The sequence below is a fragment of the Caballeronia hypogeia genome (genome assembly GCF_001544875.2).
Lineage (GTDB): Bacteria > Pseudomonadota > Gammaproteobacteria > Burkholderiales > Burkholderiaceae > Caballeronia > Caballeronia hypogeia.
Genome location: NZ_FCOA02000011.1, coordinates 18,571 through 44,392, shown reverse-complemented (window position 1 = coordinate 44,392; position 25,822 = coordinate 18,571). Strand labels below are relative to the sequence as shown.

At 63.2% G+C, this 25,822-nt stretch carries 22 protein-coding genes; 18 read left to right on the top strand and 4 right to left on the bottom strand.

Features of this window, described 5'->3' with window-relative positions; all coding sequences use genetic code 11:
• Positions 1-34: 34 nt before the first annotated feature.
• The 6 genes from AWB79_RS17730 to AWB79_RS17705 are packed head-to-tail and all read left to right on the top strand — an operon-like array spanning position 35 to position 5,939.
• A complete protein-coding gene (locus AWB79_RS17730; RefSeq protein WP_061168741.1) occupies positions 35-1,279 on the top strand; it encodes a sarcosine oxidase subunit beta family protein in 1,245 nt (414 codons plus the stop codon).
• Between the two features lie 24 nt (positions 1,280-1,303).
• Positions 1,304-1,603: a sarcosine oxidase subunit delta gene (locus tag AWB79_RS17725; protein ID WP_061168740.1), complete on the top strand. Its 300-nt coding sequence runs from the start codon at positions 1,304-1,306 to the stop codon at positions 1,601-1,603.
• Positions 1,600-4,602, top strand: a complete 3,003-nt coding sequence (locus AWB79_RS17720; RefSeq protein WP_061168739.1) for a sarcosine oxidase subunit alpha family protein — start codon at positions 1,600-1,602, stop codon at positions 4,600-4,602. The genes AWB79_RS17725 and AWB79_RS17720 overlap by 4 nt, the downstream gene beginning before the upstream one ends.
• Positions 4,592-5,245, top strand: coding sequence for a sarcosine oxidase subunit gamma (locus AWB79_RS17715; protein WP_061168738.1), 654 nt, complete (start codon positions 4,592-4,594; stop codon positions 5,243-5,245). The genes AWB79_RS17720 and AWB79_RS17715 overlap by 11 nt, the downstream gene beginning before the upstream one ends.
• Positions 5,242-5,679 (top strand): dihydroneopterin aldolase, encoded by a 438-nt coding sequence (locus tag AWB79_RS17710; protein ID WP_061168737.1) that lies wholly within the window; start codon positions 5,242-5,244, stop codon positions 5,677-5,679. Before AWB79_RS17715 ends, AWB79_RS17710 begins: the two co-directional genes overlap by 4 nt.
• Entirely contained in the window at positions 5,676-5,939 is a 264-nt protein-coding gene (locus AWB79_RS17705; RefSeq protein WP_061168736.1) for a hypothetical protein, read from the top strand. Before AWB79_RS17710 ends, AWB79_RS17705 begins: the two co-directional genes overlap by 4 nt.
• Before the next feature lie 76 nt (positions 5,940-6,015).
• Here the strand turns inward: AWB79_RS17705 and betA are convergent, their stop codons facing one another.
• Genes betA through betI form a run of 3 tightly spaced genes read right to left on the bottom strand, consistent with a single transcriptional unit; the run spans position 6,016 to position 9,833 of the window.
• On the bottom strand, positions 6,016-7,740 hold the full coding sequence (gene betA / locus AWB79_RS17700) for a choline dehydrogenase (protein ID WP_061168735.1): 1,725 nt from the start codon (positions 7,738-7,740) through the stop codon (positions 6,016-6,018).
• A gap of 10 nt (positions 7,741-7,750) precedes the next feature.
• On the bottom strand, positions 7,751-9,220 hold the full coding sequence (gene betB, locus AWB79_RS17695; protein WP_061168734.1) for a betaine-aldehyde dehydrogenase: 1,470 nt from the start codon (positions 9,218-9,220) through the stop codon (positions 7,751-7,753).
• Between the two features lie 25 nt (positions 9,221-9,245).
• Positions 9,246-9,833 carry a transcriptional regulator BetI gene (gene betI, locus AWB79_RS17690; protein ID WP_061168733.1) on the bottom strand — a complete coding sequence of 196 codons (588 nt, stop codon included), beginning with the start codon at positions 9,831-9,833 and terminating at the stop codon, positions 9,246-9,248.
• 228 nt (positions 9,834-10,061) lie between these two features.
• On the opposite strand from betI, the gene fdhA reads away from it, so the two are divergent.
• Both fdhA and AWB79_RS17680 read left to right on the top strand, forming a co-directional pair.
• Positions 10,062-11,258: a formaldehyde dehydrogenase, glutathione-independent gene (fdhA, locus tag AWB79_RS17685; RefSeq protein ID WP_061168732.1), complete on the top strand. Its 1,197-nt coding sequence runs from the start codon at positions 10,062-10,064 to the stop codon at positions 11,256-11,258.
• A gap of 39 nt (positions 11,259-11,297) precedes the next feature.
• Positions 11,298-11,828, top strand: coding sequence for a GNAT family N-acetyltransferase (locus AWB79_RS17680; RefSeq protein WP_061168731.1), 531 nt, complete (start codon positions 11,298-11,300; stop codon positions 11,826-11,828).
• A gap of 21 nt (positions 11,829-11,849) precedes the next feature.
• On the opposite strand, the gene AWB79_RS17675 is transcribed toward AWB79_RS17680, so the two are convergent.
• The gene (locus AWB79_RS17675; RefSeq protein WP_061168730.1) at positions 11,850-12,845 is read right to left on the bottom strand and encodes a GlxA family transcriptional regulator; all 996 of its coding nucleotides are present in this window, start codon (positions 12,843-12,845) and stop codon (positions 11,850-11,852) included.
• A 435-nt stretch (positions 12,846-13,280) separates the two neighbouring features.
• On the opposite strand from AWB79_RS17675, the gene AWB79_RS17670 reads away from it, so the two are divergent.
• The 10 genes from AWB79_RS17670 (at position 13,281) to AWB79_RS17625 (ending at position 25,757) form a co-directional block, all read left to right on the top strand.
• Positions 13,281-14,555 (top strand): serine hydroxymethyltransferase, encoded by a 1,275-nt coding sequence (locus tag AWB79_RS17670; protein WP_061168729.1) that lies wholly within the window; start codon positions 13,281-13,283, stop codon positions 14,553-14,555.
• Between the two features lie 17 nt (positions 14,556-14,572).
• Positions 14,573-15,544, top strand: a complete 972-nt coding sequence (locus AWB79_RS17665; protein ID WP_061168728.1) for a dipeptidase — start codon at positions 14,573-14,575, stop codon at positions 15,542-15,544.
• A 47-nt stretch (positions 15,545-15,591) separates the two neighbouring features.
• Positions 15,592-16,125, top strand: coding sequence for a DUF5943 domain-containing protein (locus AWB79_RS17660; protein WP_061168727.1), 534 nt, complete (start codon positions 15,592-15,594; stop codon positions 16,123-16,125).
• A gap of 65 nt (positions 16,126-16,190) precedes the next feature.
• The gene (locus AWB79_RS17655; RefSeq protein ID WP_061168726.1) at positions 16,191-18,254 is read left to right on the top strand and encodes an NADH:flavin oxidoreductase; all 2,064 of its coding nucleotides are present in this window, start codon (positions 16,191-16,193) and stop codon (positions 18,252-18,254) included.
• A 14-nt stretch (positions 18,255-18,268) separates the two neighbouring features.
• Entirely contained in the window at positions 18,269-20,179 is a 1,911-nt protein-coding gene (locus tag AWB79_RS17650; RefSeq protein ID WP_061168725.1) for a (Fe-S)-binding protein, read from the top strand.
• Between the two features lie 4 nt (positions 20,180-20,183).
• Positions 20,184-21,344 (top strand): electron transfer flavoprotein subunit alpha/FixB family protein, encoded by a 1,161-nt coding sequence (locus AWB79_RS17645; protein ID WP_061168724.1) that lies wholly within the window; start codon positions 20,184-20,186, stop codon positions 21,342-21,344.
• Positions 21,341-22,099 carry a drug:proton antiporter gene (locus AWB79_RS17640; protein ID WP_061168723.1) on the top strand — a complete coding sequence of 253 codons (759 nt, stop codon included), beginning with the start codon at positions 21,341-21,343 and terminating at the stop codon, positions 22,097-22,099. The genes AWB79_RS17645 and AWB79_RS17640 overlap by 4 nt, the downstream gene beginning before the upstream one ends.
• A 96-nt stretch (positions 22,100-22,195) precedes the next feature.
• Positions 22,196-23,494, top strand: coding sequence for an aromatic ring-hydroxylating oxygenase subunit alpha (locus tag AWB79_RS17635; RefSeq protein ID WP_061168722.1), 1,299 nt, complete (start codon positions 22,196-22,198; stop codon positions 23,492-23,494).
• 26 nt (positions 23,495-23,520) lie between these two features.
• Positions 23,521-24,771 carry an FAD-binding oxidoreductase gene (locus AWB79_RS17630; RefSeq protein ID WP_074169392.1) on the top strand — a complete coding sequence of 417 codons (1,251 nt, stop codon included), beginning with the start codon at positions 23,521-23,523 and terminating at the stop codon, positions 24,769-24,771.
• A 131-nt stretch (positions 24,772-24,902) separates the two neighbouring features.
• Positions 24,903-25,757, top strand: a complete 855-nt coding sequence (locus tag AWB79_RS17625) for a glycine betaine ABC transporter substrate-binding protein (protein WP_061168721.1) — start codon at positions 24,903-24,905, stop codon at positions 25,755-25,757.
• Positions 25,758-25,822 lie beyond the last annotated feature (65 nt).

The following is a 25,822-nucleotide window of genomic DNA, read 5'->3' as shown; positions in this document are numbered from 1 at the left end:
CAAACGCTAAAACCCTGCACCAAAGGAAACACCCATGAGCCGCTACTCGATATTCAGCCTGCTGCGCAACGGCATGTCGTATCACGAGAACTGGGAACGCCAGTGGCGAAGTCCCGAGCCGAAGCGCGAGTACGACGTGGTGATCGTCGGCGGCGGCGGCCATGGTCTCGCGACTGCTTACTATCTCGCGAAGGAGCACGGCATCACGAACGTCGCGATTCTCGAGAAGGGCTGGATCGGTGGCGGCAATACCGCGCGCAACACGACCATCGTGCGCTCGAACTATCTGTGGGATGAATCGGCCGCGCTGTACGAGAAAGCGATGAAGCTGTGGGAAGGGCTCTCGCAGGACCTCAACTACAACGTGATGTTCTCGCAGCGCGGCGTGATGAACCTCGCGCACAACCTGCAGGACGTGCGCGACACCGAGCGCCGCGTGAACGCGAACCGCCTCAACGGCGTCGATGCCGAGTTCCTCACCCCGCAGCAGATCAAGGAAATCGAGCCGACCATCAACCTGAACAGCCGTTATCCGGTGCTGGGCGCGTCGATTCAGCGTCGCGGCGGCGTGGCGCGTCACGATGCGGTGGCCTGGGGCTTCGCGCGCGGCGCCGACCGCGCGGGCGTGGACATCATCCAGAACTGCCAGGTCGTGGGCATTCGCCGCGACGGCAATCAGGTGACGGGCGTCGACACGACCAAGGGTTTCATCAAGGCGAAGAAGGTCGCGGTCGTCACGGCCGGCAGCACGACGACGCTCGCCGACATGGCCGGCGTGCGTCTGCCGATCGAGAGTCATCCGCTGCAGGCGCTCGTGTCCGAGCCGATCAAGCCGGTGGTGAACACGGTGATTATGTCGAACGCGGTGCACGCGTACATCAGCCAGTCCGACAAGGGCGATCTCGTGATCGGCGCGGGCGTCGACCAGTACGCGGGCTACGGCCAGCGCGGCAGCTTCCACATCATCGAAGGCACGCTCGAGGCGATCGTCGAGATGTTCCCGGTGTTTTCGCGCGTGCGCATGAACCGTCAGTGGGGCGGCATCGTCGATGTCTCGCCGGACGCGTGCCCGATCATCTCCAAGACCGACGTGAAGGGTCTGTACTTCAACTGCGGCTGGGGCACGGGCGGCTTCAAGGCGACGCCGGGTTCGGGCTTCGCCTACGCGCACACGATCGCGCGCGACGAACCGCATCCGTTGAACGCGCCGTTCTCGCTGGATCGCTTCTACACCGGTCATCTGATCGACGAACACGGCGCGGCTGCCGTGGCTCACTAAAGCTAACCGCACAAGGAAACAACCATGTTGCTGATCGAATGCCCCTGGTGCGGGCCGCGCGCCGAAACCGAATTCTCCTGCGGCGGCGAAGCGGATATCGCCCGCCCGCTGGAAACCGAAAAGCTCACTGACAAAGAGTGGGGCGATTACCTCTTCATGCGCAAGAACCCGCGCGGCGTGCATCGCGAGCAATGGATGCATACGCAAGGCTGCCGCCGCTGGTTCAAGGTGCAGCGCGATACGGTGAGTTACGAAATTCAAGGCTACGAGACGTTCGACCGTCCGCTGGCTGTGATGGACAACAACGGAGGCACGTCGAAATGAGCCAGAAAGACCGACTCGGCATGGGCGGGCGCATCAACCGCGCGATCCCCGTGACCTTCACGTTCAACGGCAAGACGTATCAGGGCTTCGAAGGCGACACGCTCGCCTCGGCGCTGCTGGCCAACGGCGAGCGCTTCGTCGCGCGTAGCTGGAAGTATCACCGTCCGCGCGGGATCATCACGGCGGGCGTGGAAGAACCGAATGCAGTCGTGCAGCTCGAAACCGGCACATACACCGTGCCGAATGCGCGCGCGACCGAAGTCGAGCTGTATCAGGGGCTCGTTGCGCAGAGCGTGAACGCGAAGCCGAGCATCGAAAAGGATCGCATGGCGGTCAACCAGAAGATCGCGCGCTTCATTCCCGCGGGCTTCTACTACAAGACCTTCATGTGGCCGCGCAAGTTCTGGCCGAAGTACGAAGAAGTGATCCGCGATGCAGCGGGCCTGGGCGAAGCACCGAAGCAACTCGACGCCGATCGCTACGACAAGTGCTTCGCGCATTGCGACGTGCTCGTGGTCGGCGGCGGTCCTTCGGGCCTCGCGGCGGCGCATGCGGCGGCCCTCTCGGGCGCACGCGTCATTCTCGTCGACGATCAGCGCGAACTCGGCGGCTCGCTGCTGTCGTGCCGTGCCGAAATCGATGGCAAGCCCGCGCTGCAATGGGTGCAGAAGATCGAAGCCGAACTGCGCAAGATGCCGGACGTGAAGATTCTTTCGCGCAGCACGGCGTTCGGTTATCAGGACCACAACCTCGTCACGATCACGCAGCGTCTGACGGAGCATCTGCCGGTGTCGCGCCGCAGCGGCACGCGCGAGCTGATGTGGAAAGTGCGCGCCAAGCGCGTGATTCTCGCGACCGGCGCGCACGAGCGTCCGATCGTGTTCGGCAACAACGATCTGCCGGGCATCATGCTGGCGTCGGCGGTGTCGACGTATCTGCATCGCTATGCGGTGCTGCCGGGCCGCAACGCGGTCGTCTTCATCAACAACGACGACGCGTATCAGTGCGCGCTCGACCTGAAGGCGGCAGGCGCCGAAGTGACCATCGTCGATCCGCGCCCGGCCGAATCGAAGGGCACGTTGCCGGCGCTCGCGCGCCGCCAGGGTCTGCGCGTGCTGAACAACGCGGTGATCACCGTGGCGCGCGGCAAGCTGCGTGTCGCATCGGTGGAAGTGTCGTCGTATGCGAATGGCCAGGTCGGACAAAAGCAGAGCGATCTGCCGTGCGATCTCGTCGCAATGTCGGGCGGCTGGAGCCCGGTGCTGCACCTGTTCGCGCAATCGGGCGGCAAGGCGCACTGGCACGACGAGAAAGCGTGCTTCGTGCCCGGCAAGGCGATGCAGGCGGAAAGCAGCGTCGGTGCATGCGCGGGCGAGTTCACGCTGGCGCGTGGCCTGCGTTCGGGCGTCGAAGCGGGCGCGGATGCGGCGCGCGCGGCGGGTCATATCGTCGCGAAGCCGCAGCCGGTGAAGGTCGCCGAAATCGTCGAGGCGCCGTTGATGCCGCTGTGGATCGTCGGCAACAAGGACATGGCGACGCGCGGCCCGAAGCAGTTCGTTGACTTCCAGAACGACGTGTCGGCGGCGGACATCTATCTCGCGGCGCGCGAAGGCTTCGAGTCCGTCGAGCACGTGAAGCGTTATACGGCGATGGGCTTCGGCACCGATCAGGGCAAGCTCGGCAACATCAACGGCATGGCGATTCTCGCGGGCGCGCTGGGCAAGACGATTCCCGAGACGGGCACGACGACGTTCCGTCCGAATTACACCCCTGTTACTTTCGGCACCTTCGCGGGTCGCGAGCTGGGCGAGTTTCTCGATCCGGTGCGCAAGACGGCGATTCACGAATGGCACGTCGAGAACGGCGCGCTGTTCGAGGACGTCGGCAACTGGAAGCGTCCCTGGTACTTCCCGAAGAACGGTGAAGACATGCACGCGGCGGTCGCGCGTGAATCGCTCGCGGTACGTCAGAGCGTCGGCATTCTCGATGCATCGACGCTCGGCAAGATCGACATTCAAGGCCCGGATTCGGCAAAGCTGCTCAACTGGATGTACACGAATCCGTGGAGCAAGCTCGAAGTCGGCAAGTGCCGTTACGGCCTCATGCTCGACGAAAACGGCATGATCTTCGACGACGGCGTCACGGTGCGTCTCGGCGAACAGCACTACATGATGACGACGACCACCGGCGGCGCGGCGCGCGTGCTGACGTGGCTCGAACGCTGGTTGCAGACGGAATGGCCCGACATGCGCGTGCGTCTCGCGTCGGTGACGGACCACTGGGCGACGTTCGCGGTCGTCGGCCCGAACAGCCGCAAGGTCTTGCAGAAGGTGTGTCACGACATCGACTTCGCGAATGGATCGTTCCCGTTCATGAGCTATCGCGATGGCACGGTGGCGGGCGCGGCGGCGCGCGTGATGCGCATCAGCTTCTCGGGCGAGCTCGCGTATGAAGTGAACGTGCCGGCGAACGTCGGGCGCGCGGTGTGGGAAGCCATCATGCTGGCGGGCGCGGAGTTCGACATCACGCCGTACGGCACGGAAACCATGCACGTGCTGCGCGCGGAGAAGGGCTACATCATCGTCGGCCAGGATACGGACGGCTCGATGACGCCTTACGACCTCGGCATGGGCGGCCTGGTCGCGAAGTCGAAGGACTTCATCGGCAAGCGCTCGCTCACGCGTTCCGATACGGCCAAGCAGGGCCGCAAGCAGTTCGTCGGCCTGCTCACCGATGATCCGCAATACGTGCTGCCGGAAGGCGCGCAGATCGTCGCGGGTCCGTTTCAGGGCGATACCGCGCCGATGCTCGGTCACGTCACATCGAGCTATTACAGCCCTATTTTGAAGCGTTCGATTGCGCTGGCCGTCGTGAAGGGCGGTCTCGAGAAGATCGGCGAATCGGTCATGATTCCGCTCGCGAACGGCAAGCGGATCAACGCGAAAATCACCAGTTCGGTGTTCTACGACAGCGAAGGAGCACGTCAGCATGTTGAATGAAATCAAGGCATCCGCGACGGTCGTCGACCGTGCCATCAGCGGACAAGGCGTGTGGCAGGAGTCCCCGCTCGTAGGCACCGATGCGTTGATGAAGACGCATCAGGGCGGCTCGCCGAAGGCTTTTCGTCTGACGGAGCGCCCGTTCCTCGAGCTCGTGAACGTGCGTGGAGATACGCGCGATCCCGCTTTCGCGAAGTCGATTCAAAGCGTGATCGGCTGCATGCCGCCCGAGAAGCCGAACACCGTCGCGCGCGGCAACGGCTACACGATGCTGTGGCTCGGCCCGGACGAATGGCTCGTGCAATCCGAGGCGTCGCACGACGCATCGCGTCCCGCGCCGCTGGAGGCAAAGCTGCGCGAGGCGTTCGTCGGGCAGTTCTCGGCGGCGGTGGATATCGGCAGCGGCTACACGGTGCTCGATATCGACGGTCCCAAGACGCGCGAAGTGCTGTCGCGCGGTTGTCCGCTCGATCTGCATCCGAAGCTTTTCGGTGAAGGTCAGTGCGCGCAGAGCCACTACTTCAAGGCATCGATGACGATCGTGCCGCTGGGCGGCGATCGTTACGAGCTCGTGATTCGACGCAGCTTCGCCGATTATTTCGTGAAGATGATGCTCGACGCGGCCGCGCCGCTGCTCGCATGAAGCCGTTCGAGCCGCTGGCGGCGGGCGGGCAGGGCTGGCGCGTGGTCGTCGATGAACTGATGGTGAAGACACGCGTCGGCCTGTACGAGCATGAGCATGAAGGGCCGCAGCCCGTGTGCATCGACGCGAGCCTGCGTTATCGCGGCATGCCGCATGAATCGAACGATGGTTTGATCGACTACGAAGCGTGGTGCAATCGCGTGAGCGCGTTTCTCGAAGAGAAGCCGCATACCCGCTTGCTGGAGACGCTCGCGGTGGAGATCGCCGCGCTTTCGTTCGATGAATGGCCCGCGCTCGATGCGCTCACGCTCACGTTGCACAAACCCAAGATTCGCGAGGGCACGCGCCGTCTCGCGCTCGAACTCGACTGGCGACGCGCCGATTTCGACGCCTGGCGGATGCAAGCTGCCGCCGGCCACGCGTCGGTGCGATGAGCGCGTCGCGCGATGCGGTCACGCAGCTTTCCGAGCGCGCATGGAAGGAGCGCGATGCGGAAGCAGCGCTGGCATTGCTCGATCGCAGCATCGCGTTGAAGCATAGGCGCATCGCGTTGATTCGGTATCTGCACGCGCAGTATCTGGATGCGCCGCTCGAAGGACGGCATCACGATTATGTGAAGACGATTGCGGCGCGCTTGAGCGTGGATGCGTTGATGCGGATTGCGGCGACCGCACGGGCGCGGTTTGATGGTTGATTCTTTCTAGGTTTGCAGTTGGGAGAAGGTAGGGCGATTTGGAGGCCGCGCTTGCGCGGCCTTTTTTTTCGTTGCCTTATTGATGGATCACCTTCTCCGAAGCACCGTTACGCGCTCGGCCGTCGAATACCTCACTACCGCGCGCACGCCGCCCTTTTGCCACGAAATAAGGCGTCTCCACCCTCTCCAGCACCTCCCTGCCTCTCACCCGATCCGCGATCTTCTCCGCCAGCATGATCGTCGGCGCATTCAGATTCCCGGTGGTGATCTGCGGCATGATCGACGCATCGACCACGCGCAAGCCTTCCATTCCATGCACGCGTCCTTCGCCATCCACGACGGCCATATCGTCATATCCCATCTTGCATGAACACGATGGATGAAAGGCCGTCTCCGCCTTCGCCTTCACGAACGCATCGAGTTCCGCATCGCTCTTCAGGTCATCGGACGGATGCAGCTCCCGCCCGCGATATCGCTCCAGCGCAGGCTGTCGCATGATCTCCCGGGTAATGCGGATGGCGTCGCGAAACTCTCTCCAGTCCAGCGGGTCGGCCATGTAGTTGAAAAGAATGCTCGGATGCGCGTTCGGATCGCGCGACGTGAGTTTCACGCGTCCACGGCTCGGCGAACGCATCGATCCGACATGCGCCTGAAACCCATGCATTTTGATCGGATTGGACCCGTTGTAATTGATCGCGACCGGCAGGAAGTGATACTGAATGTTCGGCCACAAGTCGTCATCGCGCGTGCGGATGAATCCGCCCGCTTCGAACTGATTGCTCGCGCCAACACCCGTCCCGTGCAGCAGCCATTCGAGTCCGATAGCCGGCTGATTCCACCACTGCAACGCGGGATACAACGACACCGGCTCCTTGCATTCGTACTGCATGTACATCTCGAGGTGATCCTGCAAATTCTCACCTACGCCCGGCAGGTCATGCACGACCGGAATCTCCAGCTCCTTCAGCCATTCCGGCCGCCCCACGCCCGAGCGTTGCAGCAGTTGAGGCGATGCAATCGCGCCGCTGCACACGAGCACCTCGCGCCGCACGTGCGCGGTCACGCGTTGCCCGCCATGCAGATACGCGACACCGATCGCGCGCTTGCCCGAAAACAATACGCGGTCAGTCGTGGCATGCGTCACGATCGTCAGATTTGCACGATGCTTCGCGCGATCCAGGTAGCCGCGCGCCGTGCTCGCGCGCCGTCCCTGCGCGGTGACGGTGCGATCCATCGGGCCGAAGCCTTCTTGCTGATAACCGTTGAGATCTTCGGTGCGCGGATAACCCGCCTGCACGCCGGCTTCGACCATCGCCGCGAACAGCGGATTGTTGCCGGGCTTGCTCGTCGTCACATGCACGGGACCATCGCCGCCGTGATACGCATTCGGTCCGATATCGCGCGTCTCCGCCTTGCGGAAATAAGGCAGGCAGTCGAGATAGCTCCAGTTATCGAGACCGGACATCGAGGCCCAGTTGTCGTAGTCGAGCGCATTGCCGCGGATATAGCACATGCCGTTGATCAGCGATGAGCCGCCCAGTCCCTTGCCGCGCCCGCATTCCATGCGCCGGTTGTTCATGTGCGGCTCGGGCTCGGTTTCATACGCCCAGTTGTAGCGTTTCCCTTGCAGCGGATACGCGAGCGCCGCAGGCATCTGCGTGCGAAAGTCGAAGCGATAGTCCGGCCCGCCCGCTTCGAGCAGCAGCACGGTCACGTCCGCGTCCTCGGTGAGACGCGAGGCGAGCACGTTGCCCGCCGATCCCGCGCCGACGATGATGTAGTCGTATTCGTTCGCGCTCATCGAAAACTCCTTAGAAAACGGGCTGATAGGGACCGAGCTCGACCTGCACGGACTTGATGCGCGTATAGGCATTCAACGTGACGATGCCGTTCTCGCGCCCGACGCCCGATTGCTTGTATCCGCCCACCGGCATTTCAGCAGCCGATTCGCCCCACGTATTGATCCAGCAAATGCCCGCCTCCAGCCGATGAATCACGCGATGCGCACGCGACAGGCTCTCCGTCACGACGCCCGCCGCGAGGCCGTAGTCGGTATCGTTGGCGCGCGCGATGACTTCGTCCTCGTCGTCGAACGCGAGAATGCTCATCACCGGGCCGAAGATCTCTTCGCGCACGATACGCATGTCGTCGCGGCAATCGGCGAACACGGTCGGCTCGACATACTGGCCGCTGGCGAACGCGCCATCGGTCAGGCGCGCGCCGCCCGCGACGAGCCGCGCGCCTTCCTTCTTGCCGCTTTCGATAAAACCGAGCACCTTGTGCAATTGCGCGGCGCTTACGAGCGGCCCGAAATTCGTGTTCGGATCGTCAGGCGCGCCGATGCGAACGCGCTTCACACGCGCCAGTACGAGCGCCTCGAACTTCCCGATGACACCGCGCTCCACGAACACGCGCGTGCCGTTCGTGCATACCTGTCCCGAGCTGAAGAAGTTCGCGCTCATCGCGATATCGGCGGCGCGTTCGAGATTGGCGTCGTCGAATACGATGAGCGGTGACTTGCCGCCCAGTTCCATCGTCACTTCCTTGAGCGTCGATCCGCCCGCGCGCGCCATCACTTTCTTTCCCGTTTCCACTCCGCCCGTGAACGAAATCTTTTCGATGCCCGCATGCTCGGCGAGCATCGCCCCGACGCGCCCGTCGCCTTGCACGACGTTGAACACGCCCGCAGGCACGCCCGCTTCGGTATAGATTTCCGCGAGCTTGAGCGCGGTCAACGGTGTGATCTCGCTCGGCTTGAAGATCATGGCGTTGCCGGCCGCGAGCGCGGGTGCGGACTTCCAGCACGCGATCTGAATCGGGTAATTCCATGCGCCGATGCCCGCGCACACGCCGATCGGCTCGCGCCGCGTATAAACGAACGACGATTCGCGCAGCGGAATCTGCTCGCCTTCGATAGCCGTCGCAAGTCCCGCGTAGTACTCGATCACGTCCGCGCCCGTGACGATATCGACGGCGCGCGTCTCCGCGATCGGCTTGCCGGTGTCGCGCGTCTCCATGGCGGCGAGTTCGTCGTTCCGCGCGCGCAGCAAATCCACGGCACGGCGCAGGATGCGCGAGCGCTGCATCGCGGTCATCGCGGCCCATTCGCGCTGCCCTTCGTGCGCCGATCGCACCGCGCGGTCGATATCCGCCTGCGACGCCTGCTGCACGCGTGCGAGCGTTTCGCCCGTGGCGGGGTCGAGCGTGTCGAAGGTTTCGCCGCTGGTCGCATCGACGTATTCGCCGCCGATATATAAACGTTGCTCTCCAAAGACGGACATGTCGCGCTCCTTCAAAAGTGTGGGATCAATCGCGCGCCTGCAGCACGAGGTCGATGTATTCGTAGGCGAGCCGCAGCGCGCCCTTGGTGTCGAACGGCTCGCCGGCCAGCGCGCCGCGCAGCCACAGGCCGTCGATCAGCGCGGCGAGTCCGCTGGCCGCGCGCCGTGCCGCCGGTTTGCTCAATGATCTGGAGAAATCGGCGCACAGGTTCGAATGAAGGCGCCGCGTGTTTACGTGCTGCAAGCGCCGCAATTCCGGCTTGTGCATGCTCTCCGACCAGAACGCGAGCCACGTTTTCATGACGGGCCCGTTCACCTGTTCGACATCGAAATTCGCCGCGACCACCGCGCGCAGCTTCGAACGCGGATCGGGTTTCGCGGCCTTGCGGCGGCGCGACGTGCCCTGCCACAGCGAGCGCAGCACGTGGCGCATCGTGGCTTCGAGCAGGCCGTCTTTGTCGCCGAAGTAATGACTGACGATGCCCGTCGAGATGCTCGCCCGCTGCGCCACCGAGGCGAGCGTGGCGCCCGCGAGCCCCGCTTGGTCGATGGTGTGCAGCGTGGCGTCGATGAGTTGCGCGCGGCGGATTTCGCGCATTCCGAGCTTGGGCATGGCGGCGTGGATACGAGGAACAAGCGCCGATACTAGGTTTTTTATATTGAACGGTCAATCAATAAAAACCGTGCCGAAGTGGCGATGTCGGTTTCAGTCAAGCGCGCGTCGCATTCAGTGCCAGTCGCGGGTGCACGGCGGCGCTACCCTCGCTTTACGGGCGTGATGAGCCGGATCGGTGCGGCTGAAAACATCGCGCATGCCGTCCACGAAACATGGAGACGATCAATGAGCAGCAATCGCGGCGTCGTTTATCTGGGGCAAGGCAAGGTCGAAGTGCAATCCATTGACTATCCGAAAATGGTCGATCCACGCGGCCGCGCTATCGGCCACGGCGTCATTCTGAAAGTGGTCACGACCAACATCTGCGGCTCCGACCAGCACATGGTGCGCGGCCGCACGACCGCCGAAGTCGGCCTCGTGCTCGGTCACGAAATCACGGGCGAAGTCATCGAAGTGGGGCGCGATGTCGAGACGCTGTCCATCGGCGATCTCGTGTCGGTGCCGTTCAACGTCGCGTGCGGGCGCTGTCCGACCTGCAAGGCGCAACACACGGGCGTGTGCCTGAACGTGAATCCGTCGCGCGCGGGTGGCGCGTATGGTTATGTGGACATGGGCGGCTGGATCGGCGGCCAGGCAGAATACGTGATGGTTCCGTATGCCGACTTCAATCTGCTGAAGTTTCCCGACAAGGCGCAGGCCATGTCGAAGATTCGCGATCTCACCTGCCTCTCCGACATTCTTCCGACCGGCTACCACGGTGCGGTGATGGCAGGCGTGAAGCCGGGCGCGACGGTGTATATCGCGGGCGCGGGTCCGGTCGGCATGGCGGCGGCGGCATCGGCGCGTCTTCTCGGCGCGGCCGTGACGATCGTCGGCGACATGAACGAGGAACGACTCGCGCATGCCCGCGCGATGGGCTTCGAGACGATCAACCTGTCGAACGACGCGACGCTCGGCGAGCAGATCGAGCAGATTCTCGGCAAGCCGGAAGTGGATTGCGCAGTGGATTGCGTGGGTTTCGAAGCGCATGGCCACGGCAGCGATAGCGGCCACGAAGCGCCTGCCACCGTCCTGAACTCGCTGATGGAAATCACCACGGCTGCGGGCGCGATCGGCATTCCGGGTCTTTACGTGACGGACGACCCGGGTGCGGTCGATGCCGCCGCGAAGAAGGGCAGTCTCAGCATCCGCTTCGGTCTCGGCTGGGCGAAGTCGCATTCGTTCCATACCGGCCAGACGCCCGTGATGAAGTACAACCGCAATCTGATGCAGGCGATCCTGTGGGACCGTTTGCCGATCGCGGATATCGTCAATGTGTCGGTGGTGACGCTCGACGAAGCGCCGGAAGGCTACCGTAAGTTCGATGGCGGCGCGCCGCGCAAATTCGTCATCGATCCGCATGGTCTGCTGAAGGCCGCCTGAGTTCGCCCTTTCGAATGAAATCGGCGGCATACTCGATGTATGACCGCCGATTATCTCCGCACCGCGCTTTCCGTTCGCCTGGCACGCGCCGACGATGCCGCGGAAATCGCGCGCATCCACGTCAAGGCCTGGCAGGCCGCCTATCGCTCCATCTTTCCCGCTGGTTTTCTCGACTCGCTTTCCATTCCGAAGCGTCGCGCGCTTTGGTCTGAACTGATCACGCGCGGCAATCCGCGCGTGATGGTGGCGCAGCGCAACGACTTCGTGCTGGGCTGGATTGCATGGGGCGCTTCACGAGATCACGACAAGGGACGCACGGACGCGGAAGTCGAAGCCATTTACATCGATCCGCCGCATTGGCGTCAGGGCGCGGGCAGGGTGTTGATCGAGGAAGCGATCAACGCCGCCGCGAGCGAAGGCTATCGGGAGATGACGCTCTGGGCGCTGGAAGAAAACGCGTGCGGCTTGCGCTTTTATAAGGCGCTCGGTTTTGCGCTGGACGGCGTGTTCCGCACGGAGAGAGTCGGCGGATGCGAAGTCTGCGAGACGCGGCTTCACATGACCATCTGAACGATCAACTCACGCCACGAATCAGGCCACCATCGCGGGAACGGACGACAACGGCGGAACCTGCTTGCGCCGCTCGCGCGTGGGCGCGGTGCCGAATGCGTCGCGATAACTCTTCGAGAAATGACAAGCCGACTGAAAGCCGCACGCCATCGTGATGTGCATGATGGACATGTCGGTTTGCAGCAGGAGCTCGCGGGCGCGTCGCAGGCGCAGCGTGAGGTAGTAATGCGTCGGCGTCATGCCGAGATGCTCGCGGAACAGCCGCTGCAACTGCCGTTGCGACATGCCCGCCAGCCGCGCGAGTTCTTCGCGCGAAAGCGGCTCTTCGATATTGTTCTCCATCAGCGAGATCACTTCGAAGAGCGACTTGTTAGCCGATCCGAGGCGCGCCACGAGAGGCATGCGCTGCTGCGCGCTGGTATCGCGTACATGTTCGACGATGAACTGTTCGGCGATCTGCGTGACCCGCGCCGTGCCCACGCGCGCGGCGATCAGGTTGAGCATCATGTCGAGCGGCGCGACGCCGCCGGTACATGTCACGCGATCGCGGTCGACCACGAACAGCTCTTTCAGAAAACGCGTGTCGGGAAACTCTTCCTTGAGCGCCGACATGTTCTCCCAGTGGATCGCGCATGCGTAGCCGGCGAGCAGACCCGCGCGCGCCAAGGCATATGTGCCGGTGCACAGCGAGCCGAGCACGCTGCCTGTGCGCGCGAAACGGCGCAACGCGGAAAGATGTTCGGGCGTGGTGGAACGCTGCACGTCGATGCCACCGACCACGAACACGATGTCCGGCGTGCCCACGCAATCCACCGGTCCGGTATCGACTGAAAGCCCGTTGCTCGCCGTCACCGGACCGCCGTCGGGACTGACGATCGACCACCGGTACAACGGCTGTCCCGTCAGATAGTTCGCCATGCGCAGGACTTCGATCGCATTGGTGAACGCGATCATCGTGAAGTTCGGAAGCGGCATGAACGCGAAGTGCGACAGCGACGCCGTGCGATCGGGGGACATGTGAGGACTGATTCCTTCGAATCTATTTGATGAGCGCCGTCACTGCGGCGCTTGGTCACTTTTCCAATTTTGGTTGCGAGTGCAACTACCATGCCATCAGGCTAAACCCTGAGCAATATGAGGCATTGCAAATGCTTTGCTGCACCGGCGCACCAGGCGCACGCCAATTGCGCCAAGGGCCGCACCGTCCGGGCGCACGATCGTTCCGGTGCAGTGCAGCAGACGATGCAAAAAAATGCGCTACACCGAATCCGAATTAGCCACTTGTCGAAAACAGACGCGCATGTCGGAAAAGGCCAAGAACACGTCTAAATTCGTAAATTGACCGGCAGGGCGAAAGTCAAGAATAGACGCAACGACGAAGGCATCGGGAACGCGCTGGAAACCCCGTGAGACCTGAGTCGCACGACCGTCACTCTGACTTACGGACCTTCCATGTCGAACACGAATCCCTTCTTCGCCGAGCCGCTCGGGAGCCGCGACGCCTCGGTGCGCGGCGCGATCCTGAAAGAGCTGGAACGCCAGCAATCGCAGATCGAACTGATCGCGTCGGAAAACATCGTCTCGCGCGCGGTGCTCGAAGCGCAAGGCTCTGTGTTCACGAACAAGTACGCGGAAGGTTATCCGGGCAAGCGCTATTACGGCGGCTGCGAGTTCGCCGATGAAGTCGAGCAGCTCGCCATCGACCGTATCAAGCAACTGTTCAGCGCGAAGTTCGCCAACGTGCAGCCGCACTCGGGCGCACAGGCCAACGGCGCGGTGATGCTGGCGCTGACCAAGCCAGGCGACACCGTGCTCGGCATGTCGCTCGATGCGGGCGGCCACCTCACGCACGGCGCGAAGCCGGCGCTGTCGGGCAAGTGGTTCAACGCGGTGCAGTACGGCGTGAGCCGCGACACGATGCTGATCGACTACGAGCAGATCGAGGAACTCGCGCAACAGCACAAGCCGACGCTCATCATCGCGGGCTTTTCCGCTTATCCGCGCGAACTCGACTTCGCGCGCCTGCGCAAGATCGCCGACAACGCCGGCGCGAAGCTGATGGTCGATATGGCGCACATCGCGGGCATCATCGCGGCGGGGCGTCATCAGAATCCGGTCGAGCATGCGCACGTGGTCACGTCGACGACGCACAAGACACTGCGCGGCCCGCGCGGTGGCTTCATCCTCACCAACGACGAAGAGATCGCCAAGAAGATCAACTCCGCCGTGTTCCCCGGCCTCCAAGGCGGCCCGCTCATGCACGTGATCGCGGGCAAGGCCGTCGCGTTCGGCGAGGCGCTGGAGCCGGGATTCAAGGCGTATATCGACAACGTGCTCGCGAACGCGAAAGCGCTGGGCGAAGTGCTGAAGGCCGGCGGCGTCGATCTTGTCACGGGCGGCACCGACAACCATCTGCTGCTCGTCGATCTGCGTCCGAAGGGCCTCAAGGGCAATCAGGTCGAACAAGCGCTGGAACGCGCGGGCATCACCTGCAACAAGAACGGCATTCCGTTCGATACAGAAAAGCCGACGATCACCTCGGGCATTCGCCTGGGCACGCCGGCAGGCACGACGCGCGGCTTCGGCGTTGCCGAGTTTCGCGAAGTCGGCCGCCTCATTCTCGAAGTATTCGAATCGCTGCGCGCGCATCCGGAAGGCGACGCGCAAGCAGAACTACGCGTGCGCCGCGAGATTTTCGCGCTGTGCGAACGCTTCCCCATCTACTGAGCACACGGAGCATCACGATGAGCACCCTCCACAACGACAGCATCATCATCGACGGCCTGAACATCTCGAAGTTCGAGCGCTCCGTGTTCGAAGACATGAGGAAGGGCGGCGTCACCGCCGTCAACTGCACGGTCTCCGTGTGGGAAGACTTCCAGAAGACCATCGACAACATCGCGGAAATGAAGCAGCAGATCCGCGAATACAGCGAGATTCTCACGCTCGTGCGCACGACCGACGACATCCGCCGCGCGAAGCAGGAGAACAAGACCGGCATCATCTTCGGCTTCCAGAACTCGTATGCGTTCGAGGACAACCTCGGCTATATCGAGGTGTTCAAGGAACTCGGCGTGAACGTGGTGCAGCTTTGCTACAACACGCAGAACCTCGTCGGCACGGGTTGCTATGAAGCGGACGGCGGCCTGTCGGGTTATGGCCGCGAAGTGATTCAGGAGATGAACCGCGTCGGCATCGTGGTGGATCTGTCGCACGTCGGCGGCAAGACTTCTTCGGATGCGATCGCGTGCTCGAAGAAGCCGGTCACGTACTCGCACTGCTGCCCGTCGGGTCTGAAGGATCATCCGCGCAACAAGTCGGACGAACAACTGCGCGAGATCGCCGATGCCAACGGCTTCGTCGGCGTGACGATGTTCTCGCCGTTCCTCAAGAAGGGCCCGGACGCGACGGTCGACGATTACCTCGAAGCGATCGAATACGTGATCGATGTGATCGGCGAAGACAAGGTCGGTATCGGCACGGACTTCACGCAAGGCTACAGCACCGAATTCTTCGACTGGATCACGCACGACAAGGGCCGTTATCGCCGTCTGACGAACTTCGGCAAGGTCGTGAATCCGGAAGGCATTCGCACGATCGGCGAATTCCCGAACCTCACCGCCGCGATGGAACGCTCGGGCTGGAGCGAGTCGCGCATCAAGAAGGTGATGGGCGAGAACTGGATGCGCTTCTTTGATCAGGTCTGGAACGTCTGACGCACAACGATCACGCACATAGCACACGCAAATAAAGGAACCCCGCGATGCAACCGCAACTGCCTATCGATGTCGATCCGCAAACCGGCGTCTGGACCACCGACGCGCTGCCGATGCTTTACGTGCCGCGTCACTTCTTCACCAACAATCACGTCGCCGTGGAAGAGGCGCTCGGTCTCGAAGCGTATGCCGAGATTCTCTACAAGGCCGGCTATAAGTCCGCTTATCACTGGTGCGACAAGGAAGCGGAAAAGCACGGCATCAGCGGCATGGCCGTGTTCGAGCATTACCTGAAGCGCCTGTCGCAACGCGGCTGGGGTCTGTTCGACATCGTCGAAGCCGATCCTTCGGCTTCGCATGCGCGCATTCATCTGCGCAACTCGTCGTTCGTGCTTCAGCAGCCGGGCAAGCAGGGCAAGCTCTGCTACATGTTCGCGGGCTGGTTCGCCGGCGCGATGGACTGGGTCAACGACACCGCGCCCGACAGCGCGAAGAAAGGTCCGCGCTCGAAGTCCGTCGAGACGCAATGCGCGGCCGAAGGATACGATCACTGCGTGTTCGAAGTTTCGCCGCTTGCCTGACACGCGCCGGAGACAGCGCGGCAGCAAGGTATTACGGATAAAACCATCCCCCGAGGTCGATCGCAATGCGTTACCCGAACCTTTTCAAGCCTCTTCAGCTCAACAAGCTGACCCTGCGCAATCGTATCGTCAGCACCGCGCATGCTGAGGTCTATGCCGAACCGGGCGGCCTGCCCGGTGACCGCTATATCCGTTACTACGAGGAAAAGGCGAAGGGCGGCGTCGGCCTCGCCGTGTGCGGCGGTTCGAGTCCCGTGTCGATCGACAGCCCGCAAGGCTGGTGGAAGTCGGTGAACCTCGCGACCGACAAGGTCATCGACCCGCTCGCGCGTCTCGCCGAAGCGATGCATCGTCATGGCGCGTTCATCATGATCCAGGCCACCCACATGGGCCGCCGTTCCGCATGGCACGGCGAGCACTGGCCGCATCTGATGTCGCCTTCCGGCGTGCGCGAGCCGGTGCACCGCGGCAACGCGAAGATCATCGAAGTCGAAGAGATCAAGCGCATCATTCAGGACTTCGCGGCGGCCGCCAAGCGCGTGAAGGATGCCGGCATGGACGGCATCGAGATTTCGGCGGCGCACCAGCATCTGATCGATCAGTTCTGGAGCCCGCGCACCAACTTCCGCACGGACGAATGGGGCGGCTCGCTCGAGAATCGTCTGCGCTTCGGCGTGGAGGTGCTTCAGGCGGTTCGTGAAGCGGTGGGCCCGGATTTCTGCGTCGGCCTGCGCATGTGCGGCGACGAGTTCCATGAAGACGGCCTCTCGCACGAGAACCTGAAGGAGATCGCGCAGGCGATGTCGGAAACGGGTCTCATCGATTACATCGGCGTGATCGGTTCCGGCGCGGACACGCACAACACGCTCGCCAACTGCATGCCGCCGATGGCGCTGCCGCCCGAGCCCTTCGTGCATCTCGCAGCGGGCATCAAGACGGTCACGAAGCTGCCGATCATGCACGCGCAGAGCATTCGCGATGCGGGCCAGGCCGAGCGGCTGCTCGCCAACGGCATGGTCGATCTCGTCGGCATGACGCGCGCGCAGATTGCCGATCCGCATATGGTCATCAAGATCCGCGATGGCCGCGAAGACGAGATCAAGCAGTGCGTCGGCGCGAACTACTGCATCGACCGTCAATACAACGGGCTGGATGTGTTGTGCGTGCAGAACGCGGCGACCTCGCGTGAAGAGACGATGCCGCATGTCATCGAGAAATCGCGTGGTCCGAAGCGCAAGGTCGTTGTCGTGGGCGCCGGTCCCGCGGGACTCGAAGCGGCGCGCGTCGCGCGTTCGCGCGGTCACGACGTCGTGCTGTTCGAAAAGAACGATTATGTCGGCGGCCAGATCATGCTCGCGGCCAAAGCGCCGCAGCGCGAACAGATGGCGGGCATCGTGCGCTGGTTCGACATGGAGACGAAGCGTCTGGGCGTCGATCGCCGTCTCGGTGTCGCGGCCGACGAGAAGATGATCATGGCGGAGAAGCCGGACATCGTCGTGCTCGCGACGGGCGGTTCGTCGTTCACGGATCAGGTGCCCGCATGGGGCGTCGAACAAGGTCTCGCGGTCAGCTCGTGGGACATTCTGTCGGGCAAGGTCGAGCCGGGCAAGAACGTGCTCGTCTATGACGGCGTGTCCACGCATGCTGGCGCGGGCGTCGCGGACTTCATCGCGTCGAAGGGCAATAACGTCGAGATCGTCACGCCCGATGTGAAAGTCGCCGACGATACCGGCGGCACCACGTTCCCGATCTTTTATCGCCGGCTCTACGCGCTCGGCGTGGTCCATACGCCGAACTACTGGCTCGACAAGGTGTACGAGGAAGACGGCAAGAAGATCGCCGTGATCCGCAACGAGTACACGGAAGAGCAGGAAGAACGCGCGGTGGATCAGGTGGTGATCGAGAACGGCATCACACCGAACGACGCGCTCTACTGGAAGCTCAAGCCCGAGTCGGTCAATCGCGGGCAGCTCGACATGCACAAGCTGTTCGCCGCCGAAGCGCAACCGTGCCTGAGCGAAGAGCTCGGCAATGGCCGCTTCGCACTGTTCCGCGTCGGCGACTGCATCTCGATGCACAACATCCATAGCGCGATCTACGATTCGCTGCGCCTCTGCAAAGACTTCTGACGAGGTACTGGAAGATGAACCCCGTGTTTGTCATCACCGCGTTGCTGTGGCTCTCGATGGCGGGCCTCGCGTTCGCCCTGCTGAAGCGCGCAGCCTACTGGCGCGAAGGCCGGGCCACCACGGCCGGCGCATATGGCTGGGCGAATCTGCTCACCATCCCGAAGCGCTATTTCGTCGATCTGCACCATGTCGTGGCGCGTGACCCGTATATCGCGAAGACGCACGTCGCGACCGCGGGCGGTGCGATCCTCGCGATGGCGCTGGTCTTCATCAACTACGGTCTCGCGATCTACTCGCCGTGGCTCGACCGCGCGATCTTCATCGCGGCGATCATCATGTTCGTGGGCGCCGTGTTCGTGTACAAGCGCCGTCGCGCGAAGGACGTGCCCGCGCGTCTGTCGCACGGACCGTGGGACAGCCTGCCCTTGCTGCTCGGCTCGTTCGCGCTCGGTCTCGCGCTGTTCATGCTGCTGCCCGCATCGTGGATGTCCGGCGCGCTCGCGATCATCGTCGCGTTGCTGATCGCGGCGGGCGCCTACACGATGACCTTCGGCGCGGCGCAAGGCGGCCCGATGAAGCACGCGATGGCGGGTCTCCTGCATCTCGCGTTTCATCCGCGCCAGGAGCGCTTCCACGCGAAGACCGAGCAGGAAGTCGTGCCGCCGACGGCTTTGAAAATGCCGGTTCTCGATGCGAAGGAATACGGCGTCGGCAAGCCGGTCGAGTTTCGCTGGAATCAGCTGCTGAGCTTCGACGCCTGCGTGCAATGCGGCAAGTGCGAAGCCGCGTGCCCCGCGTTCGCATCGGGTCAGCCGTTGAATCCGAAGAAGCTGATTCAGGATCTGGTCGTCGGCATGGTCGGCGGATCGGACTCGCAATATGCGGGCAGCCCGACGCCCGGCATTCCGGTCGGCAAGCATTCCGGCGGTCCGGCCAAGCCGCTGATCTCGCAGATGATCGAAGCGGACACGATCTGGTCCTGCACCACTTGCCGCGCCTGCGTGCAGGAGTGCCCGATGCTGATCGAGCACGTCGATGCGATCGTCGACATGCGGCGCAACCAGACGCTCGTCGAAGGCAATGTGCCGGGCAAGGGTCCGATCACGCTCGCGAACCTGCGAGAGACGGGCAGCCAGAACGGTTACGACATCGGCGCGCGTTACGACTGGTCGGTGGATCTGCAAGTGCAGGTCGCACAGCCGGGACGTCCGGTGGATGTCCTGCTGATCGCCGGAGAGGGCGCGTTCGACATGCGTTATCAGCGCACGCTGCGCGCACTCGCCAAGGTGATGAACAAGGCCGGCGTGGATTACGCCGTGCTCGGCGGCGCGGAAACGGACACGGGCGACACAGCGCGTCGTCTCGGCGATGAAGCCACGTTCCAGCAATGCGCGTCGAAGCTGATGAACACGCTGTCGCAGTATCAGTTCCGCCGCATCGTCACGGCCGATCCGCACGTGCTGCACAGCCTGCGCAACGAGTACCGCGCGCTCGGCGGCTATTACGAAGTGCAGCATCACACGGCGTTCATGGCGGAGCTCGTCGCGAACGGCAAGCTCACGCCGAAAGCCGCCGCCGTGTTCAACGACAAGAAGATCACGTACCACGATCCGTGCTATCTCGGCCGCTATAACGGCGAGACGGAAGCGCCGCGCAAGCTGTTGAAGACCATCGGCATCAAGGTCGTCGAGATGGAGCGTCACGGCATGCGCGCACGTTGCTGCGGCGGTGGCGGCGGCGCGCCGCTGACGGATATTCCCGGCAAGCAGCGCATTCCCGATATCCGCATCAACGACGCGAAGTCGGTCGGCGCGGAAGTGGTCGCCGTCGGTTGCCCGCAATGCACCGCGATGCTGGAAGGCGTGGTCGGAGAACGTCCCGAAGTGCTCGACGTGGCGGAGTTGGTCGCCGCAGCGCTGGAGTAAAGTCATGAACGATATCAAACGAATCGATCCGCGCCGGCCTTTCATCGTCACGGCGGCAGGGCTCAAGCGCATCACGCTGGGTGAAATCGGCAATGGCGTCGTGCTCGAATTCACGCACGGCGGGCACAAGCAGGCGACAAAGCCGCTGCGCACGACGAAGCCCGCGACCCGCGCGCTGCTGGTCGCGGCGCACACGGATCGCGGTGCGCTCGACGACCACGCGCGTCAGGCGCTCGCCGCCGCCGCGCTGCTCGCGAATGATGAAACCGAAGTCGTGCTGATCGCGTTCGGCGAGTTCAAGGACGATGCCGCCGCGCTGGGCGCGGATCGTTACATCGAACTGCCAGAATTCGATCGCCGCAATTTCGCGCCCGACGAAGAAGTGCGCGCGCTGACGGCCTGCGTCGCGGCCTTCGCGCCGGTGCATCTGTTCATGCCCGACAACGCAACCGGCGACGGCGATCTCGGCCGACGCTATGCCGCACGCGCCGATGCATCCATCGCGACGCAGGTCGTCGAGCTCGACGCATCGCATGTTGCTTCCTATGTGCATGCGGGCCGTGCCATCGCATCGCGCGCCTTGCCCGATGTCGTGCTGCTCGCCCCCAACGCCGTCGATGCGAAGCTGCCGTTCGTCGGTGCGGGCGAAGCGGTGAGCGCGGAAGACATCGTGCCGGCATCGAAAGTGAGTGCTTACGTCGATCTCGGCATCGAGGAAATGGATGCCGCGCAAGTGGCGCTGGAAGAGGCGGATTTCATCGTGTCCGCCGGCAACGGCGTGTCCGATATCGCGTCCTTCGAAACGCTCGCGGGAACGCTGGGCGCGGCGATCGGCGCGAGCCGGGTCGCCGTCGACGACGGCAAGTTCACGCGCGACAAGCAGATCGGCGCGACCGGCAAGACGGTGGAGGCGAGCGTGTATATCGCGTTCGGCATTTCGGGCGCCGTGCAGCATTTGCAGGGCATCAAGGATTGCCGTCATGTGATCGCCGTGAATCTCGACGCCAGCGCGCCGATTGCGAAGCGCGCCAATCTCACGATCGTCGCCGACGCACAGGAGACGATCAAGGCCTTGACCGATGCGGCCGCCGCCGCGCGCGCCGCGCGTGCCAGCGGCGCGCCGATCGTGCAAAGCGCGGCTGTTGCCGAAGGAGTTGCAGCATGAAGATCGCCGTTCTCGTATCCACCGGACGTCATCCGGTCAGCGGCACCGCGCGCTATAGCCGCAACGACGCCGCCGCGCTGACGATCGCCATCGGCATCGCCACGAAGCACGGCGCGCAGCTCGACGTGCTGCACGCGGGCGATCCGGCGAATCCGGCGCTCGCTGAATATCTCGCGCTGGGCGCGCCGAAAGTCGAAGTGCTCAACACGGACGGCGATGCCTGCGCGGTTCTGGCACACCGCCTCGCGGGTTATAGCCTCGTGTTCACCGGCACGCGCGCAGAAGGCGCTTACGACAGCGGCACGCTGCCGTACAAGCTGGCCGATGCGTTGAATCTTCCGCTCGTCGGCGCGGCCGTCGATGTCAGCGTGACGAAGGAAGGCGTGGAAGTGCGCCAGTTCATGCCGAAGGGCCTGCGCCGCCGCGTGCGCGCGCCGCTGCCCGCGTTGGTGGCGGTGCATCCGCTCGCCAATGCTGCGCCGCGGTATGCCTATGCGCGCATGCGCGAAGGACGCGTGGCGCCCGTCGCCGCGAGCGCTTCCGCCGACCGCGAACGCGCGGCGTGGAGCGTCGGCCCGGTCACGGCCAAGCCGAAGAAACTCGCTGCCCCCGAGAAGCGTTCGGGCCACTCGCGCATGCTCTCCGCGACGACAACGGAAAGCCGCGGCGGCAGCGTCGTAATTGAAGGAAGTTCTGTCGAAAAAGCACAAGTGATACTGGCGTATTTGCGCGAGCATCAACTCGTCGATTACTGATTCTTCAAGCAGTTTCGAAACCCACATACGAAAGCAGCAGCCCGCGTTCAAAGGTGTTTGGCGGGGCACCAGACGTGACGCAAAACGGAGCACACGATGAAAGTTTCGGCAGACGTTCGCGCGATGATCGAACGCCGCAAAAAGGGCCATACGCTCGAGGCGCCGTTCTATACGAGCCCGGAGATCCACGCGCTCGACCTCGATGCGATTTTCCGCACGACCTGGATCCAGGTCGCCATCGAACCGGATATTCCCGAGCCGGGCGATTACACGACGGTCGAGATCGGCAACGATTCGATCCTGATCGTGCGCGACGACGACATGGAGATCCGCGCGTTCTACAACGTGTGCCGCCATCGCGGCGCGCGTCTGTGCAACGACGAAAAGGGGTCGCTCGGCAATATCGTGTGCCCGTATCACAGCTGGACGTACAACCTCTCCGGCGACCTGATGTTCGCCGAGCACATGGGCGACCAGTTCGACCGCTGCAAGCACAGTCTCAAGAAGGTGCATGTGCAGAATCTCGCGGGCCTGATCTTCATCTGTCTCGCCGACGAGCCGCCCGCCGACTTCGCCGTGATGCGCGAAGCGATGGAGCCGTATCTCGCGCCGCACGGCCTGAAAGACTGCAAGATCGCGGCGAGCATCGATATCGTCGAGAAAGGCAACTGGAAGCTCACGATGGAAAACAATCGCGAGTGCTATCACTGCGTCGCGAACCATCCGGAGCTGACCATTTCGCTCTATGAATACGGCTTCGGCTATCAGCGCTCGCCCGCCAACGAAGAAGGCATGGCGGCGTTCGAGAAGACGGTCGAAGAGCGCACGAAGCAGTGGGAAGCCATGTGCCTGCCGTCCGCCGAAATCGAGCGGCTCGCCGATCTCGTGACGGGTTTCCGCACGCAACGCCTGCCGCTCGACCGCGACGGCGAATCGCAGACGCTCGACGCCAAGGTCGCATCGAAGAAGCTGCTGGGCGGCTTCGAGCGCGCGGACCTGGGTGGTCTGTCGTTCTGGACGCAGCCAAACTCGTGGCATCACTTCATGAGCGATCACATCGTCACGTTCTGCGTGATTCCGCTCGCCTCGGGTGAAACGCTCGTGCGCACGAAGTGGCTCGTGCACAAGGATGCGCGCGAGGGCATCGACTACAACGTCGATAACCTCACCGCCGTGTGGCGCGCGACCAATGATCAGGACCGCACGCTGGTCGAGTATTCGCAACTCGGCGTGGCGAGCAGCGCATACGAGCCGGGTCCGTATTCGCCTTTCACGGAAGGGCTCGTCGAGAAGTTCTGCGAGTGGTACATCGGACGTCTTGCCGACTACGCGAACGCGCCGGAGCATGGCGTCGATGCGTCGCTCGGCGAGAAAGTCGTTTCCTTCATGCGCTAAAGCCGTTGCTGCAGGAGCATTACATGATGCGCGATCAGGCTACGTTCGAGCCAACCGACAACCGCGTGACCCAGCCGAAGTTCTGGGGAGCGCTGCCCGTGCGCTGGGACTGTGACACGGACGAGACGCTCGTCTGCTGTCACGTCCGGCAGGAAACGCACGACGTCAAGAGCTTTTTCTTCAAGGCGCCCGGCGAACGCACGTTCGTGTTCGAACCGGGGCAGTTCATCACGCTGGAGCTCGATATCGGCGGCGAGCAGATCAATCGCTGCTACACGATCTCGTCGTCGCCGACGCGTCCGCACACCATCTCCATCACGGTGAAGCGCGTGCCGGGCGGGCCGGTGTCGAACTGGCTGCACGACAACATGGTCGCGGGCGCGACCGTGCGCGTGCTCGGGCCGTCGGGCGAGTTCACCTGCGCGCGTCATCCGGCGCGCAAGTATCTCTTTCTCTCGGCGGGCTCGGGCATCACGCCGCTCATGTCGATGAGCCGCGCGCATCACGAGCTGGGCGAGGACGCGGACATCGTGTTCGTGCACAGCGCGCGCACGCCCGATGACATCATCTTCGCGCGCGAGCTCGATCTGATCGCATCGAATCACAGGAATTTCCGCACGTCGTTCGTGTGCGAGCGCTTGGGTGCGCGCACCAGCTGGCCGGGCGTGACGGGCTTTCTGAGCCTGCCGCTCCTGAAGCTGATCGCGCCGGACTTTCTGGAGCGTGAGGTGTTCACGTGCGGCCCCGCGCCGTATATGAAGGCCGTGCGTAATCTGCTCGACGAGGGCGGCTTCGATCGCAAGCAATACCACGAGGAGAGCTTCTCGTTCGGCGTGGTCGAGGAAGTCGCGGCGGACCTGACGACGGCGCATGTCGCCGATGCGCTTGCTACGCAGAAGGATTTCGTCGAAGCGCGTGAGGAAGCGGTTGGCTTCGCGCCGGCGCCGACGGAGCCGATCGCGGAACCCGAGGTGCAGCCAATTGCGGAGCCGGTCGTCGAGCCTTTGATCGACACGAAGTTCAAGGTGAACTTCGCGAAGAGCCGCCGCGATATCGAATGCGGCAGCAACGAACATGTGCTCGATGCCGCGAAGAAGGCGGGCGTGCGTCTGCCTTCTTCGTGCACGCAGGGCATGTGCGGCACCTGCAAGGTGAAGCTCGTGTCCGGCCAGGTGAACATGAAGCATGCGGGCGGCATCCGCCAGCGCGAGATCGATCAGGGCATGGTGCTGCTGTGCTGCAGCAAGCCTTTGAGCGATCTCGTCGTCGACAAGTAAAGTCCTCGGGCGGGCCCGGATCGGGGTGCGTCGTTTCTTGACAATTGAGTGTCGGAAATGCGCGTTACGGGCCAATTCTGGCTGGTGATTCTGTTCGCTACACGGCTTGGGGCCGCTAAGGGGGAAACCAAATGAAATCGATGAGAAGAGTGTTCGTGCTCGGGGCGATGACCGCCGCCCTTGCCGCGAGCTTTGGAGTCAACGCCGCTGACAAGCCGACCATCAAGATTGGTTACGTCGAAGGCTGGGACGACAGCGTGGCGACGTCGAACGTGGCGGCGCGCGTGATCGAGAAGAAGCTGGGCTATCCGGTGCAGCTCGTGCCGGTGGCGGCGGGCGTGATGTGGCAGGGCGTGGCGCGCGGCGATCTGGATGCGACGCTGTCGGCGTGGCTGCCGGTCACGCACGGCGCGTACTGGAACAACTTCAAGTCGAAGGTCGTGAATCTCGGCCCGAACTTTCAGGATGCGAAGATCGGTCTGATCGTGCCCGCGAATGTCGATGTGAACAGCTTGTCCGACCTCGAAGCCAAGAAGGCTGAATTCGATTCCCGCATCGTCGGCATCGATGCGGGCGCGGGCGTGATGCAGAAGACGAGCGAGGCAATCAAGGCCTATAACCTCGACTACAAGCTGCTGCCGAGTTCGGGTTCGGCGATGACGGCGGAACTGGCGCGCTCGGAAGCGGCCAACAAGCCGATCATCGTGACGGGCTGGAAGCCGCACTGGATGTTCGCGAAGTACAAGCTGAAATTCCTCGAAGATCCCAAGAAGGTCTTCGGTGAAGCGGAGCACGTGGACAACGTGATCAACCCGGAACTGGAGAAGAAGGCGCCGGACGTCGTCGCGTTTCTCAAGAAGTTCCAGTGGAAACCGGGTGAGATCGATGGCGTGATGCTCGCTACGCAAAACGGCGAAAAGCCTCAGGCTGCGGCAGATGCCTGGATCGGCGCCCATCAGGATCGCGTGGATTCGTGGACTAAGTAATCGGTTTTGCGTTTGGGCGAACGCTGAGCGCCGCGGGTTGTTGCCCGCGGCGCTTTTTTTGCTCT